Annotated in this window: 10 protein-coding genes and 2 tRNA genes; 1 reads left to right on the top strand and 11 read right to left on the bottom strand. The window is 71.1% G+C overall.

The window, feature by feature from the left end:
* Positions 1–140: 140 nt before the first annotated feature.
* The 4 genes from FREUN1FDRAFT_RS15405 to FREUN1FDRAFT_RS15390 all read right to left on the bottom strand — a co-directional run bounded on the left by FREUN1FDRAFT_RS15405 (position 141) and on the right by FREUN1FDRAFT_RS15390 (position 3891).
* The gene (locus FREUN1FDRAFT_RS15405) at positions 141–1874 is read right to left on the bottom strand and encodes a sensor histidine kinase KdpD (RefSeq protein WP_006541024.1); all 1734 of its coding nucleotides are present in this window, start codon (positions 1872–1874) and stop codon (positions 141–143) included.
* A gap of 906 nt (positions 1875–2780) precedes the next feature.
* Positions 2781–2853, bottom strand: a tRNA-Glu gene (locus FREUN1FDRAFT_RS15400).
* Positions 2854–2898: 45 nt separating this feature from the next.
* Positions 2899–2970 (bottom strand) — tRNA-Gln (locus FREUN1FDRAFT_RS15395).
* A 144-nt stretch (positions 2971–3114) separates the two neighbouring features.
* The gene (locus FREUN1FDRAFT_RS15390; protein WP_006541022.1) at positions 3115–3891 is read right to left on the bottom strand and encodes a fumarylacetoacetate hydrolase family protein; all 777 of its coding nucleotides are present in this window, start codon (positions 3889–3891) and stop codon (positions 3115–3117) included.
* Between the two features lie 308 nt (positions 3892–4199).
* On the opposite strand from FREUN1FDRAFT_RS15390, the gene FREUN1FDRAFT_RS15385 reads away from it, so the two are divergent.
* Positions 4200–4466 carry a hypothetical protein gene (locus tag FREUN1FDRAFT_RS15385; protein ID WP_006541021.1) on the top strand — a complete coding sequence of 89 codons (267 nt, stop codon included), beginning with the start codon at positions 4200–4202 and terminating at the stop codon, positions 4464–4466.
* Here the strand turns inward: FREUN1FDRAFT_RS15385 and FREUN1FDRAFT_RS15380 are convergent.
* From FREUN1FDRAFT_RS15380 to FREUN1FDRAFT_RS15350, 7 genes are all read right to left on the bottom strand, one after another.
* Positions 4378–5226, bottom strand: a complete 849-nt coding sequence (locus tag FREUN1FDRAFT_RS15380; protein WP_006541020.1) for a hypothetical protein — start codon at positions 5224–5226, stop codon at positions 4378–4380. The two genes, FREUN1FDRAFT_RS15385 and FREUN1FDRAFT_RS15380, sit on opposite strands and share 89 nt — an antisense overlap.
* An 89-nt stretch (positions 5227–5315) precedes the next feature.
* Complete coding sequence (locus FREUN1FDRAFT_RS15375; protein ID WP_006541019.1) at positions 5316–7178, bottom strand: lytic transglycosylase domain-containing protein; 1863 nt, start codon at positions 7176–7178, stop codon at positions 5316–5318.
* Positions 7179–7675: 497 nt separating this feature from the next.
* Positions 7676–9274 carry a citramalate synthase gene (gene cimA, locus FREUN1FDRAFT_RS15370; RefSeq protein ID WP_157474807.1) on the bottom strand — a complete coding sequence of 533 codons (1599 nt, stop codon included), beginning with the start codon at positions 9272–9274 and terminating at the stop codon, positions 7676–7678.
* Between the two features lie 465 nt (positions 9275–9739).
* On the bottom strand, positions 9740–10417 hold the full coding sequence (locus FREUN1FDRAFT_RS15365) for a Crp/Fnr family transcriptional regulator (RefSeq protein ID WP_006541017.1): 678 nt from the start codon (positions 10415–10417) through the stop codon (positions 9740–9742).
* A gap of 108 nt (positions 10418–10525) precedes the next feature.
* A complete protein-coding gene (locus FREUN1FDRAFT_RS15360) occupies positions 10526–10912 on the bottom strand; it encodes a cyclic nucleotide-binding/CBS domain-containing protein (protein WP_006541016.1) in 387 nt (128 codons plus the stop codon).
* A gap of 239 nt (positions 10913–11151) precedes the next feature.
* Positions 11152–12075, bottom strand: a complete 924-nt coding sequence (locus FREUN1FDRAFT_RS15355; RefSeq protein WP_006541015.1) for a branched-chain amino acid transaminase — start codon at positions 12073–12075, stop codon at positions 11152–11154.
* A gap of 242 nt (positions 12076–12317) precedes the next feature.
* On the bottom strand, positions 12318–13346 hold the full coding sequence (locus tag FREUN1FDRAFT_RS15350; protein ID WP_006541014.1) for a 3-isopropylmalate dehydrogenase: 1029 nt from the start codon (positions 13344–13346) through the stop codon (positions 12318–12320).
* Between the last annotated feature and the right edge of the window lie 312 nt (positions 13347–13658).

Raw genomic sequence — 13658 nt, 5'->3', positions numbered from 1 at the left:
CAGACGGCCGGGCTGACAGACGGCCGGGCTGACAGACGGCCGGGCTGACAGACGGCCGGGCTGACAGACGGCCGGGCTGACAGGCGGCCGGGCTGACAGGCGGCCGGGCTGACAGACGGCCGGGCTGACAGACGGCAGAGTCAGCCAACCCAGTCGGCGGGCAGCGATGACGGCCACCCCTGCGCCGGCTCGGCTGCTGCCCGCGGGCCCGGCGGAGCCGGGGGTACGGCGGGCAGCCGGGCGGAGGACGGCTTGGGGAAGTTCGCCGGCGTCGGGGTCGGCACCTGTGAGCCCGCGCCGCTGCCGGAAGGGCCACCCCGGGGCCGGAGCAGAGCTCCGGAGCCCGCGGGCAGAGCCGGCGGGTCGGGCAGGTCGCCCCGGGTGCGCAGACTGCGCGGGAGAGGCATCGGAACCGGCATGGGAGCTGGCTCCGCGGCACCCGTGGCGGCGGCCGGCGAGGCTGCCCACAGGTCGACCTCGACGATGATCTCGCCGTTCTCCGAGGACATCCGAAGACGGCCACCGTGCACCTCGACCAGGCGCCGCACGACGTAGAGCCCCATCCCGGCACCGTCGGTCTGGCGGGTAGCCGTCCCGTCCCGTTGGGTGAACGGCTCGAAGAGCTGGCGGATGGTCGCCGGATCGAGGTCCGGCCCGGGGTTGCGCACCCGGAGCACCACCTCGTCGCCGACCCGGCCCGCGATGAGCCGCACCGGCGCGCCCGGCCAGGAGTGCACGAGCGCGTTGTCCACCAGGTTCGCGACGACCTGGTGGAGGGCCTGGCGGGCCATCCGCACGGAGAGCTGGGGCGGCAGGTCCACGGTGACGCTGTTGCCGGCATAGGTCAGGCCGGCGATGACGTCCCGGACCACCTCGGGTAGGTCGGCGACGGTGTTGTCGTCGGTTCCGGTGGCGGTCGCCGCCGTCAGCATGTTCTCCAGCAGCCTGGACAGGCGGTCGGAGTAGGTGACGGCGGAGTCGAGCATCCCGTCGAGCTGGGCGTCGGAGAGGCGGTCGCGGCGGCGCCGGATGGTCAGCAGGGTGCCGCGGATTCCCGTCAGCGGCGTCCGGAACTCGTGGGAGACCGTCGCGACCAGGTCGCTGCGGATACGGTCGGTCTCCTCCAGCCGGGCCATGAGGCTCTGCTGGCCCTCGTAGAGCTGCTGGCGGTAGTCCTCCTCCCGCCGGCGGGACTGCTCGTTGTAGTGCCAGAAGACCATCTGGGCGCCGGCGAGGGCGCAGATGAAGCCGGCGTGCAGGCCGGCCAGCACCAGGGCGTTGTCCTCCATCCGCCCCGCGGCCTCGGCGGTGACGATGTCGCCGATCTCCAGGCTGGCCAGGAACACGAACGCGATCGCCAGCAGGTAGACGGTCCAGTCCTCGTAGAGGGCGATGAGCGCCACCACGACGAAGAAGTGGAAGTACATCGCGGTCTGGCCGTCGGAGAGATGCACGAAGACGACGGAGCAGCACAGCAGCCCCAGGCTCGCCGCGAGGGCCCGCACCCGGCGCATGCCGGGCACCAGCGCCGCACCGAACAGCAGCGCGGGCGGGCTGGCGGCCAGGACACCGTGTGGCAGGCTGTGGTCACGCCACAGGCCGTACACGACGATCGCCGGCAGGTGGAGGGCGAGCACCCAGCACATCAGGGAGTGGCGGGCGGCCCAGTCCTCCGTGGGCAGGCCCCGGCCCCGGGGGAACCAGGAGACCGGCCCACGGGACGTGGTGTCGACACCCGACGCGGCCAGCCCGGAATCCGCCGCGTGGTTCCGGGACGGCCGAGGCTTCTCGGGCCGCCGGGCGGCGCGCCCTACATGGGCACTGCCGTGACGGCGGCGCGCCCGTGCGGGCATGGAGGGGCTGGCGGAGGACATCCGAGCAAGTTTCCCCCGTTCCGGTCCCGGAGCGCCATGGCTGGCACGGGTGGTGTCGTATGACGACTATGCCCAGCTTTGACTAGGCCATCCGCACCACCCGGTAAGGGGCTCAAAAGGGCATGGCGCAGATGCCGGCATTCCCGACAGGCTGTGGTCCGCGAGGTGGCCTCGCCGACGGCCGCCCGTGAAGGAGGACACGTGCCCCCAGTTGCCCTGACTACCGCGACCGCGACCGCCCTCATCACCCAGACAGCGCCGCAACCTGCGGTAAATGGCGCCCAGAGCGGTGTCCGCGGGGTGTTGGCGCCCCGGCCCCTGTTGCGTCTCGTCGGCTCGGAGCAGGTCGACGGGTCCGAAGGGCCCGCGGAGGTCGTCCACGGCTGGGGTGGGCCGGTCACGTGCAACTGCCGGCCGTGCGCGATGGCCCGTCACCCAGCGTCCATGCCTCGTCTCCGTGTCGTTGACTAGGGCCACGCCCAAGAACTAGTCCTCCACCGCCACCTTCCGGTAGGTCGTCCGTCGCGGCGACCGGAGCCCGACCGGACCCAGCACCGACAACCAGAGCACCCGGACCACCCCGGACCACCCGCGGCATGCGTCGCGGCCGGCGCACGCCGGCAAGGTCACCGCGGCCAGGCCTGCCCGCCGCCACCGCGCCGCCGCCCTGCCGCCCTGCCGGCCCGGGAACGCCCCGCCACGCTCAGCAGACCTCCGCGTCCGTCGGGCGCTCGTCGAGGGCTCCGAGGCCTACTCGGAGCCCTCGACGCGTTCCACGACAACGCGACGCGGAGACAAGGAGACGTACGTCACTCGCCCGCGGCCGGCGCCGACAGCGGCGCCTGGCGTCGACGGAGAAAAAGAAAGACGCCAACCCGAAGGTTGGCGTCTGATGTACTTCAAATGTAGCCCCGACCGGATTCGAACCGGCGCTACCGCCTTGAGAGGGCGGCGTCCTAGGCCGCTAGACGACGGGGCCAGAACCGTTCCTGCAATATACAGCATTTTCGTGCTTTTGGTGCAGCTGGGGTACCAGGACTCGAACCTAGACTAACGGAGCCAGAATCCGTTGGGCTGCCAATTACCCCATACCCCAAGGGGCCCTTGCGGGCGTTGCCTACTGTACCCCATGCACGGCCCTGATCCGCGAGTGGGGCCAGGACACGGCCGGCCAGTTCCAGAGATCGAGGTCCGGGGGTCGGGCGGGTCCAGGACGGTCGACCCCGCGGCACCCGAGGAGCTACCTGGCGGTCACCGGGTTCGTCAGGGTTCCGATGCCGTCCACGGTGACGGCGACGGTCTGCCCGGCTTCCATCGGCCCCACTCCGGCGGGAGTGCCCGTAAGCAGGACATCTCCCGGGAGCAACGTCATCGCACGCGACATGAAGGCGACCAGGGCCGGCACGTCATGCAGCAGGTGACTGGTCCGGGAGTTCTGCCGGACCTCGCCGTCCAGCGTCGTCCGCAGGGCCACGTCGGACGGATCGAGCTCGGTCTCGATCCAGGGCCCGAGCGGGCAGAACGTGTCATGCCCCTTGGCCCGTGTCCACTGGCCGTCCGTCGCCTGCTCATCCCTGGCCGTCACGTCGTTGGCGCAGGTGAAGCCGAGCACCACGGACATCGCCCGCTCCACCGGGACGTCCCGGCAGAGCCGGCCGATCACGACGGCCAGCTCACCCTCGTAGTCCACCCGCCGACTTTCGGCCGGCAGCATGACCGGGTCCCCCGGGCCGGCCACGCTGGTCGACGGCTTCAGGAACAGCACCGGGCTCGCCGGTGGCTCACCGCCCATCTCCCGCGCATGGTCCGCGTAGTTCTTGCCGATGCACAGGATCTTGCTCGGCAGCACCGGAGCGAGCAGCCGGACCTCCGCCAGCGGACGCCGCACCCCGGTGAAGGTGAACGGAGCGAACGGATGCGGTGTGATCCCGGCTACAACCGCGGTTCCTTCCTCCGGTGACCCCTCGACCACTCCGAACGCCGGTTCCGATCCGTCTGTAAACCTCGCGATGCGCACTGGGCGACCGTACCGACCCAGCTACGCGTCGGGGGCGTGGTGCGGCGCACCCAACCACCGACGCTGCGCAGCCCTGAGCCCGCCGGACCACCATCCGGCCACATCCGGCCAGGTCCGGCCGCCACTGACCATGTCTGACCATGGCTGGCCCGCTCGCACCGCACCGCACCAGCCTCGCCGAGGCATCCGATTCGCCGGGGCGGCGAAAGGGGACCGAGAATCAGGCAGGATTGCCCCGTACGGGTCCGCGCCCCGGGTCGGGACAGCGGTGCCCCATCACGGACCGGCCTCGATCTGGAAGGAGCACGATGACCGAGACTGACACCACTCCCGTCTACGACGTTGGCGCACCCGAGCCCAAGCCGATCGACGAGGAGCTCAGCGTCCAGCTTGGCCACCTCGCGGAGGACGCAATCCTTCGCGGCAAGCCCAACGGCGACGAGCGCTGCGACAACTGCCTGTACTACCTCGACACCGACAAGGACATCACCTACTGCTGGCACCCGAAGCTGCGGATCCTGGTCGGCGGCGACTGGTGGTGCCAGTGGTGGGAGGAGATCCCGGAAGAGGACTGACCTTCCGGGACGCGACGCCCCGGGGGTGCCGGGCCGCCCCGACGCCCCCACTGTCGCCCCCGATGTCGTCGCTGTCGCCGGTCGCAGGCCGGCGACCGGCCAGCCAGGGAGCCGGCAGGACGTCCACGGCGGCGACCGCGACCAAGCTGCTCGCCTCGGCGAGCAGCTCCGCGACCTCCGGTTCCTGCCAGCCACGGTCCGCCGCGTGCGTCAGCTCCTCGGACTCGTGGTAGGCCGCCTCAACCAGCCATCCGCTCGCCGTGCAGGCCGACAGCAGGCCCAGCAGGTCCGGGCGGGCGTCAGGCAGCCGGCGGGCGAGCCGCCTCCGCAGCTCCCACAGTGCCGCCCAGTCGGCGGTCCGCCCCCAGGTGATCCGCACGAACCGCGCCCGCCCCAGCTCGGGGCAGCCTCCCTCCCCCGCCGGGCTCGTCTCGCCGACGAGTTGCACGTGGGGATGGTCGATCACGGCCACGGGGCGCAGCAACCCTCCGAAGGACTCCCAGGTCCTGCCCTGCCAGAACTCGGTGCCATCCACATCGCCGGGGTCATCGAGGTCGAACAGGCCGACGAAGACACCGTCCCGTGACGTCCCGGTGGTCCAGGCGGCCAGCCCGGCGCCAGCTGGGCCGCCGCCCGATGCACCTGAACCGCCCGGCGCACCTGAACCGCCCGGCGCACTCGAACCGCTTGCCCCCCGCTCCAGCGCATCGCGCAGAGCGCGCCTGTCCCGCACTCGGCCCCGGATCGCCCGCAGCACCATCGCCACCTCCCCGTGACGGTGAGGCTACGGCGCTCGGTTACCCATAGCCACCGGGAGACAGCGGGACGCACGCCTGTCGCGGTTGGGGATTACGGGGCCAACGACACGACCGGGAAGGGCAGCGTGCTCCCGTCGCCACCGCTTCCGGCAGCTCCCGGAGCGGCGGCCGAACCCGCGGCGGCCGAACCCGCGGCGGCAGAGCCCGGATCCACCTGGGCGCACAGGGCCGTGATCACCTCGCCGAGACCGATCCGCGCATCGGCGGCGATCTCTCCCACCTGGATCGCGGCCGCGAGCCGGTCCAGGAAACGGGACAGCTCGACAGCGGCCTGCAGACCGCCATCGCCGTCCGGCAGGGTGGCGAGCAGGTCGTCCACGGCCGTCCGGGTGATGCGTCCGGTGTCGCGGTAGGTCTCCAGATGGCGCCGCAACCCGGCGAGCGTGGGCGGAGCACCGGTGAAGTCCGCGGGATCGAGGTCGGCAGCCCGGGTCCGCGTCTCGGCGGCCGGGCAGTCAGCTCCGCCGGGCAGGACCCGGACCACGACGTCGAAGGGGCCGCGGCCCGTCGCCCGGCCGATCGCCAGCCCGTCCACCCGTCCCAACGAGACGACCTCGTCACCGCTCGACACGGTCCGGGCACTCGTCCCCGTGGCCACCGTCGCGCCCGTGCTGTCGAGCACCACCAGCTCGATGGTCACCGTCCGGCCCTCGGTGCCCCCGACCCGGCCGCGTACCTCCAACGACTCATGGTCCGAGCCGGTCAGCACATCGCCGCCGACCCCGTCGACACTGATCGATCCCTGGTCGATCACCGGCGTCAGGCAGCCCTGCCCCTCCGCGCCTGCCAGCGGCGTCAGCGCCGTGACCTCGAACGGCTGGTCGATCGGCAGGCCCTGCGCCCCCTGATCATCCGAGGTGTCACCACCGGTCGCGTCGGCCGGTTCGGTGCCCAGGCCGCTCACGACCGTCGCGCCGACGGCGTACCAGGCCGCCCAGCCGAGGACGGAGCGGGTGTACGCCTCCGACGGGTTGTACGAGCGCACCGCGGTGAGCACGTTCTTCGGGATCCGCAGGTCACCGGAGGCACAGAGCAGCTCCGCCGCGGCGAGCGTGGCGTCGTCGAGGTCGTTGGGGTCAGCACGTCCGTCCGCGTCGGCGTCCCGGCCGGCCCAGCGCCACATCGCCGGGGTGAACTGCATCGGTCCGACCGCCCGGTCGAGCTCGCGGTCACCGTCGAGCCAGCCGTCGTCGGTGTCGCGGATGTGGAACATGCCGGCCGAGCCGTCGAGCCGCGGGCCGACCACCGTGGGTGTGACCCGGCCGGTGGCCGGGTCGATCGCCGCGCCCTTTCCGTGGCCTGACTCGATCGCGCCGATGCCTGCCAGCAGCGACCAGTGCAGGAAGCAGTCCGGCCGCTCGGCGTTCACCCGGTCGGCCGCGCTCGTGTAGGCGGCCAACGCCCGGGACGGGATCGTGGAGGCCTCGGCACTCGAACCGGGCGGCGTGGTCAGCGATTCGTTACGGACCGTCGAATCCGGCGCCGAACCGTCGTCCGCCTCGTCGTTGTCGTCGGCGGCGACGTCGGACCCGGAGCGGGTCGCGGTCCCGCGCCCGGTACCGGCGGACACCGTGAGCCCGTCACGCACCGGCAGCCGGATCTGCCCGGACGCGCCGACCACACCGGCCAGGTCCTCCACGGTCGCTCCACCGAAGTCGGCCCCGTTGTCGGGCAGCACCTCGACCTGGTCGATCCGGCCGTTGACCGGCCCGCGCAGGCTGATCGGTTCGGCGGCGGGCGCGGGCGTGGCCACCGCGGTCACCGCGAGAGTGAGCACGGCCACCGCCAGCGGGAGCTTCAGCAGCGCACCCCAGGAGACACGTGCCGCCTGGCCGGCGTTGCGTCGGCGTCGCCCACCGGCGGCGGCTGACGACGTCGGCCGGCGGGCCGTCACCTGGCCGCGTGCTGTCGCCGGCCTGCGGCGCCTCGACGGAGGATCGACCCACGCCGCCTCGGCCGCGGCCCGCGACGACCGGTGCGCACCGGCCCGGCGGCCCGCCGTGCCATGACCCGCAGCGCCATGACCCGCAGCACCGTTACCTGCCGCGCCACGGACGGCCCGGCGGCTCACAGCCGCCCCCACAGGCGGCCGCTTATGGTCTGGCACTCCATAGCCGGACACCGCGCCATAGCCGGACACCGCGACACCGCCGTCCCCTCTCCCCGGCTTGGTGACCGAGCTCGCGTCTCACCATCGCCTCGGACATCCAGGACACCGATATGCGGTGGATTAGCCGGATCGCCGGAAGCGTCGCGGTCAGCGTAACGGGCACCAAAGGATGGCCGCGCCGCGTTGGCACGAGCGGAGAAATCTTTGGCAGGACGGGCGGACGCCGCATAGGCGGCGTTGACGATGTTGATCTGGCGATGGGGGACCGCCAGGCGACCGGACTAGACCGCGTCGGGGTCGGGACGCTCGCCCTGGCGACGCAGCCCGTAGATGACTGCATCCTGCAACGCCACCCAGGAGGCCGCGATGATGTTCTCGTCGACCCCGATGGTGTCCCAACGGCCGCGGCCGTCACTGGTCTCGACCAGCACCCGGGTGACCGCTCCGGAGCCCTGGCTCCCGTCGAGAATCCGGACCTTGAAGTCGACGAGGTCGAGGTCCACGAGGCCCGGGTAGGCCTTCTCCAGCGCGGCCCGCAGCGCGGTGTCGAGCGCGTTCACCGGGCCGTTGCCCTCGGCGGTCGAAACGTGCCGTTCGCCGTGGGAGGTGAGCTTGACCGTCGCTTCGCTGACGACCTCGCCACCGGCCCGCTGCTCGACGATGACCCGCCAGGATTCCAGGGTGAAGTAGCGTTCCCGCCCGGACACCTCGTCGATCAGCAGAAGCTCGAAGGAGGCCTCCGCGGCCTCGTACGAGTAGCCCGCGGCCTCACGGTCCTTGACGATCTCCAGCACCCGGCCGAGGGCCTCACGCTCGCCGGACAGGTCCAGGCCCATCTCCCGGCCCTTGAGCTCCAGCGTCGCCCGGCCCGCCAGCTCCGAGACGAGCATCCGCATGTCGTTGCCGACCACGGCCGGGTCGATGTGCTGGTACATGTCCGGGTCGACCTTGACCGCGCTCGCGTGCAGGCCGGCCTTGTGCGCGAAAGCGCTCGCCCCGACATACGGCCGGCTGTTGTCCGGTACCGAGTTGGTGACCTCGTCGATGGCGTGAGACACCCGGACGAGGTCGCGCAGCCGCCCGGCGGGCAGCACCTGGCGCCCCAGCTTGGTCTCCAGGCCGGCGATCACGCTGAACAGGTTGGCGTTTCCGCAGCGCTCGCCGTAGCCGTTCGCGGTGCCCTGCACATGGGTCGCCCCGGCCTCGATCGCGACCAGGCTGTTCGCGACGGCGCAGGCCGCGTCGTCGTGGCAGTGGATGCCGAGCCGCGCACCGGTGAGCGCCAGCGTCTCGGCGACGACCTCGCCGATCCTGGTCGGAAGCATCCCGCCGTTGGTGTCGCACAGCACGACGACCTCGGCACCGGCCTCGGCCGCCGTGCGCACCATTTCCAGGGCGTAGTCGGCGTGGGCCCGGTGACCGTCGAAGAAGTGCTCCGCGTCGACGAACACCCGCTTGCCCTCGGCGGTCAGATGCCGGACGGTGTCGCGGATCATCGCCAGGTTCTCGGCGGGTGTGGTGCGCAGCGCGCGCTCGACGTGCCGACGGTCGGCCTTGGCCACCAGGCACACGACCGCGGTACCCGCGTCACGCAGCGCCGCGACCTGCGGATCGTCGGCCACGGCCTTGCTCGCCCGCCGGGTGGAACCGAAGGCGGTCAGCAGCGCGCCGCGCAGGTTCAGCTCGGTGGGGGCACGGCGGAAGAACTCGGCGTCCTTGGGATTCGATCCGGGCCAGCCGCCCTCGATGAACCCGACGCCCAGATCGTCGAGATGACGAGCGACGACGAGCTTGTCGGCGACCGAAAGCGAGAGCCCTTCCTGCTGGGTTCCGTCCCGCAGGGTCGTGTCGTAGATGTGCAGCGACTCACGGTCGAACACGGGTTCCGCCGGGGCGCCCTCGGCACGGGCATCGGCGGAAGCGGTTCGGGTGGTGGTTGGGACGTCGTGGTGCACAGCTGGACCTCTCGCCGGAACCTTGTCTGGCCGTCACGCGCCCCGGTCTCCGTGGTCAGTGACCGGTACGCGCGACGGGGACGGGTTCGCCGCCAGCGTCCCACCTTATGTCGTAACACGCTGGACACGTAGCAAGTGTGGCGAGCGCCATCGTGCTGGCCCACCTGATCTACCTGGGGTTCTCTCGCCCGGGGCCGGGCCGGCGGCCCGGAAGGCCGGCGCCGGCGGGCCCCTGCCGTACTCGATGCGACCCGTTCCTGCCCCCCACGCTACGCACCGCTCGTGGCGTGGCGGCCGGCGGGCCGGCTTCGCGGCTGCCGGGCGGGGCCCGCCGCCACGGAGCCACGGAGCGGGAATCGGCGAGGGAGCCCGGAAAAGCGGCGAGCCGGCTCAGTCGCCGGCGAAGCGCCGAAGCCGGTCGACCTGCAGGATGGTGATCGTCTGCCCCTCGGACAGGATCCAGGCGCGCCGCTCGAACTCACGCAGCGCCTGGTTGACCGACTGGCGTGAGCCACCCAGCAGCGAGGCGATCTCGGTCTGGGTGAGCCCGAGCTCGATGACCGGGCGGCCGGCCTCGCGCATCCGCATCAGCAGCAGCTTGGCGACGCGGCGCGGCAGGTCGAGGAACACCAGGTCGGCGTTCGCGCCGGTCAGTCGGCGCACATGCGCGACCAGAGCCCGGATGAGCTGCTCGGCGACGGCCGGGCGTTCCCGGACGAGCTCCCACACGGCACTGCGGTCCAGCACCAGCGCGGTGCTCGGTTCCAGCGCCTCGACGCTTGCGGAACGTGTCCCGGCCTCGACGATGTTGAGCTCGCCCAGCGTCTCCTTCGGGCCCGCGATGTTCAGAACGTGATCACGGCCGTCGTCCGCCTTGGTGAGCACCTTCAGCCGGCCCGAGGCGACCACGAGCAGTGTGTCCGCGGGCTCGCCTTCCGTGAAGACCACCTGCCCCCGGCGGAACCGCCGGGTCACCGACCTGCTGGCCAGCCGGAGCAGGTCCTCCTCGTCAAGTTCCTTCAGCAGCGTGGTCGCCCGCAGCAGGGTGACCGCCTCAGTGTCGTGCATTCCGTGAACGTAGCGTTGTCGGGGCATGTGATGCGCCACGGATGCCCGACTCGGTGAATTCATCGTCACAACGTCACTCGACGACCACACTTGGCGATCCGGATCATGTCAGGCAGCGACCCGCCGGCGACTCCAGCACCGGACGACGTCTCGCATCGAGAGCACACCCTCGACCTCGGCTCCCGAGGTCACGATCAGGTGCCGGAAGCCACCCCGCAGCATGGCCGCGGCGGCCTCGTCCAGGGACCAGTCAGGGCCGGCCACCACGACGTCCCTCGTCACGTGATCGCCGACAAGCTCGACGTCAGGATCCTGGCCGAGGGCGACCGAGCGGAGAACATCGCGCTCGGTCAGGATTCCGAACCCCTGACTCTCGCTGTCGAGGACCACCGCAGCACCGACCTGCCGGGCGGCCATCAGCCGGGCCGCCTGCCGCAGCGTGTGGTTCGGCCCGATCACGAGGACCAGAACACTCATTCCGTCCGAAACCCGCATGGCGCCCTCCTGAACCGGCTCGCTCCTGACGCTTGTGCGTTCGTGAAACGACTAAGGGAGACGGTAGGCGGCCAAGGTCGAGTTGGCCAGAGCACACGCCAGAACGGCTGTCGATGGTGTCAGAAAAGGGACAGCACACAGCGGTCACTGCGCCATAAAACGTCCCGAAACGACAACGGCCCCCGGCCCGGCGAGTTACCCGGGCGGGGGCCGTAGGCATTACGCGGCCGCGGTGAGCCTCAGCGCACGGACTCGTTCCAGTCCTTGTAGCGGTCGAGCTCGCCGCGGGTCGCCTGGTGGAAGATGTCGAGGATCTCCCGGGTGATTGGGCCGGGCCGGCCGGCACCGACCGGCCGGTCGTCCACCGACGCGATCGGAACGATCTCGGCCGCGGTGCCGGTGAAGAAGGCCTCGTCGGCGAGGTACAGGTCCGTCCGCACGATGTGCTGCTCCAGCACCTCGTAGCCCTGGTCCGCCGCGATCTGCATCACCGACGCCCGGGTGATGCCGCCGAGCGGACCATCGCTGAGCGGCGGGGTGATGACCTTCCGCCCGGAGACGATGAAGACGTTCTCCCCGGAGCCGTCCGCGATGTGGCCGTTCGGGCTCGTCATGATCGCCTCGTCGTAGCCGGCCTTGATGGCGGCCACCTTGGCCAGCGACGAGTTGATGTACTGCCCGGTGGCCTTCGCCGCCGGCGGGATGATGTTCGCGTCGTTGCGGCGCCAGGTCGAGATGGTGGCGCGCGCGCCGTTACGCTCGGCCTCTTCCCCCAGGTAGGAGCCCCAGGGCCAGACCGCGATCATCACCTCGATCGAGGACGGCAGCGGGTTGAGACCGATCTCGCCGTAGCCGAGGTAGATCAGCGGGCGGATGTAGCAGGCCTGGACGTCGTTCTCGACGATGAGGTCCTTCGTCGCCTGGATGATCTCCTCCGGCGAGAAGGCCGGCTCCATCATGTAGATCTTGGCGCTGCGGTAGAGACGCGCGATGTGGTCGGTCAGCCGGAAGACCGCACTGCCACTCGAGGTGGCGTAGGCGCGGATGCCCTCGAACACACCCCAGCCGTAGTGGAGGCTCGGGTTGAGCACGTGGACCTGGGCGTCGTCCCAGTTGACGAGCTCGCCGTTCATCCAGATCTTTGAAGTGGGGGTAATGGGCATGGCAACTCCAGTACGAAAGACTTCAGGGCGCACGAGGGCGCAGGCGAACACTGTGACGAACAGTCAGAGATGACGAAACTGCCGATCGTCGCCGTGGTCAGGCCCTGTCGGCTGCCGTCGTACCGGATCTACGGCTCCCTTCCGAGAATAGCCCCCGGATGACCGAACGGAAAACGACCGCCGGCGCGGGCACCGCCCGCGACGATGCCACCGCCACCGCCATCGCGCGGTGCCGGCGCCGCTCAGCCGGCGGCGCGCGCCGCCAGGTCATCCCCGATCTCACGGGTGGACCGTCGCCCCCCGTCGGACGCGGCACGCGCCGCGAGTGACGCGGCGACCGCCGCCTCCACCCGTGCCGCCTCGCCGGTGTGCCCGAGGTGGTCGAGCAGCATGGCGACCGAGGCCACGGTCGCGGTCGGGTCGGCCAGGCCCTGGCCGGCGATGTCCGGCGCACTGCCGTGCACCGGCTCGAACATGCTCGGGTTCGCACCCGACGGGTCCAGGTTCCCGCTCGCGGCCAGCCCGATGCCGCCCGTGATCGCGGCGCCGATGTCGGTCAGGATGTCGCCGAACATGTTGTCGGTGACCACGACGTCGAACCGCCCGGGGTTGGTCACGAAGAACATCGACGCCGCGTCGACATGCTGGTAATCGACGGTGACGCCGGGGAACTCCGCGCCGACGTCGGCCACCGTGCGGGCCCAGAGATCACCGGACTTGGTGAGGACGTTGGTCTTGTGCACCAGGGTCAGATGCGCGCGCGGCCGCCGGCTCGCCCGCGCGAAGGCGTCCCGGACGACCCGCTCGACGCCGAACCTCGTGTTCAGGCTTTCCTCGGTCGCCACCTCGTGCGGCGTGCCGCGACGCAGCGTTCCACCGGCACCGGCGTAGGGCCCCTCCGTCCCCTCCCGGACCACGATCATGTCGATGGTGGGGTCACCGGCGAGCGGCGTGGTCACGCCCGGGTAGAGCCGCACCGGACGAAGGTTGACGTGGTGATCGAGCTCGAACCGCAGGCGCAGCAGCAGCCCACGCTCGAGAACACCACTCGGCACGCCCGGGTCCCCTACGGCGCCCAGCAGGATCGCGTCATGGCCGCGCAGCTCGGCGAGCACGCTGTCGGGCAGGGTCTCGCCGGTCCGGTGCCACCGCTGGGCACCCAGCTCGTAGTCGGTCGTCTCGACCTTGGGGTAGACCGCGCGCAGTACACGCAGCCCCTCCGCCACCACTTCCGGACCAATCCCGTCGCCACCTATGACCGCAAGCCTCATGAGGCCTGACTGTAGTCGGCCCCCACGGACCCACTCGGCTGGACCGACCCCTCCGCCACCCTCCGTGAGAGGACCTGCATGCAGCGCTTCGGCGGGCCGCTCCACCGGCCGATCGTGCTCGCCGACCACGGCCCGTGGTGGCAGTCGGGTCAGCCCGGCATTCCGTTCAACGAGTGCGCTGCATTCGCGTGCCGATCAGTCGATCCAAACGAAGCACCGGCCGACCCTGCGCATATCAACCGGAACACAATCGCGTTGACTTCGAAAAATGCACAACGGACAAAGTTCGGACCACACCCACGCACAGCACCA

It is taken from the genome of Parafrankia sp. EUN1f (assembly GCF_000177675.1).
Taxonomy (GTDB): Bacteria; Actinomycetota; Actinomycetes; order Frankiales; family Frankiaceae; genus Parafrankia.
Note: the sequence above shows the minus strand (reverse complement) of the source record. Positions and strands in the feature narration are given on the sequence as shown.

Excerpts from the sequence above, each read along its gene's own strand:
- FREUN1FDRAFT_RS15405 (WP_006541024.1), bottom strand. The coding sequence starts at position 1,874 with ATGTCCTCCGCCAGCCCCTCCATGCCCGCACGGGCGCGCCGCCGTCAC.
- FREUN1FDRAFT_RS15385 (WP_006541021.1), top strand. The coding sequence starts at position 4,200 with ATGACCGAGACTGACACCACTCCCGTCTACGACGTTGGCGCACCCGAG.
- FREUN1FDRAFT_RS15350 (WP_006541014.1), bottom strand. The coding sequence starts at position 13,346 with ATGAGGCTTGCGGTCATAGGTGGCGACGGGATTGGTCCGGAAGTGGTG.
- FREUN1FDRAFT_RS15360 (WP_006541016.1), bottom strand. The coding sequence starts at position 10,912 with ATGCGGGTTTCGGACGGAATGAGTGTTCTGGTCCTCGTGATCGGGCCG.
- FREUN1FDRAFT_RS15355 (WP_006541015.1), bottom strand. The coding sequence starts at position 12,075 with ATGCCCATTACCCCCACTTCAAAGATCTGGATGAACGGCGAGCTCGTC.
- FREUN1FDRAFT_RS15365 (WP_006541017.1), bottom strand. The coding sequence starts at position 10,417 with ATGCACGACACTGAGGCGGTCACCCTGCTGCGGGCGACCACGCTGCTG.
- FREUN1FDRAFT_RS15380 (WP_006541020.1), bottom strand. The coding sequence starts at position 5,226 with ATGGTGCTGCGGGCGATCCGGGGCCGAGTGCGGGACAGGCGCGCTCTG.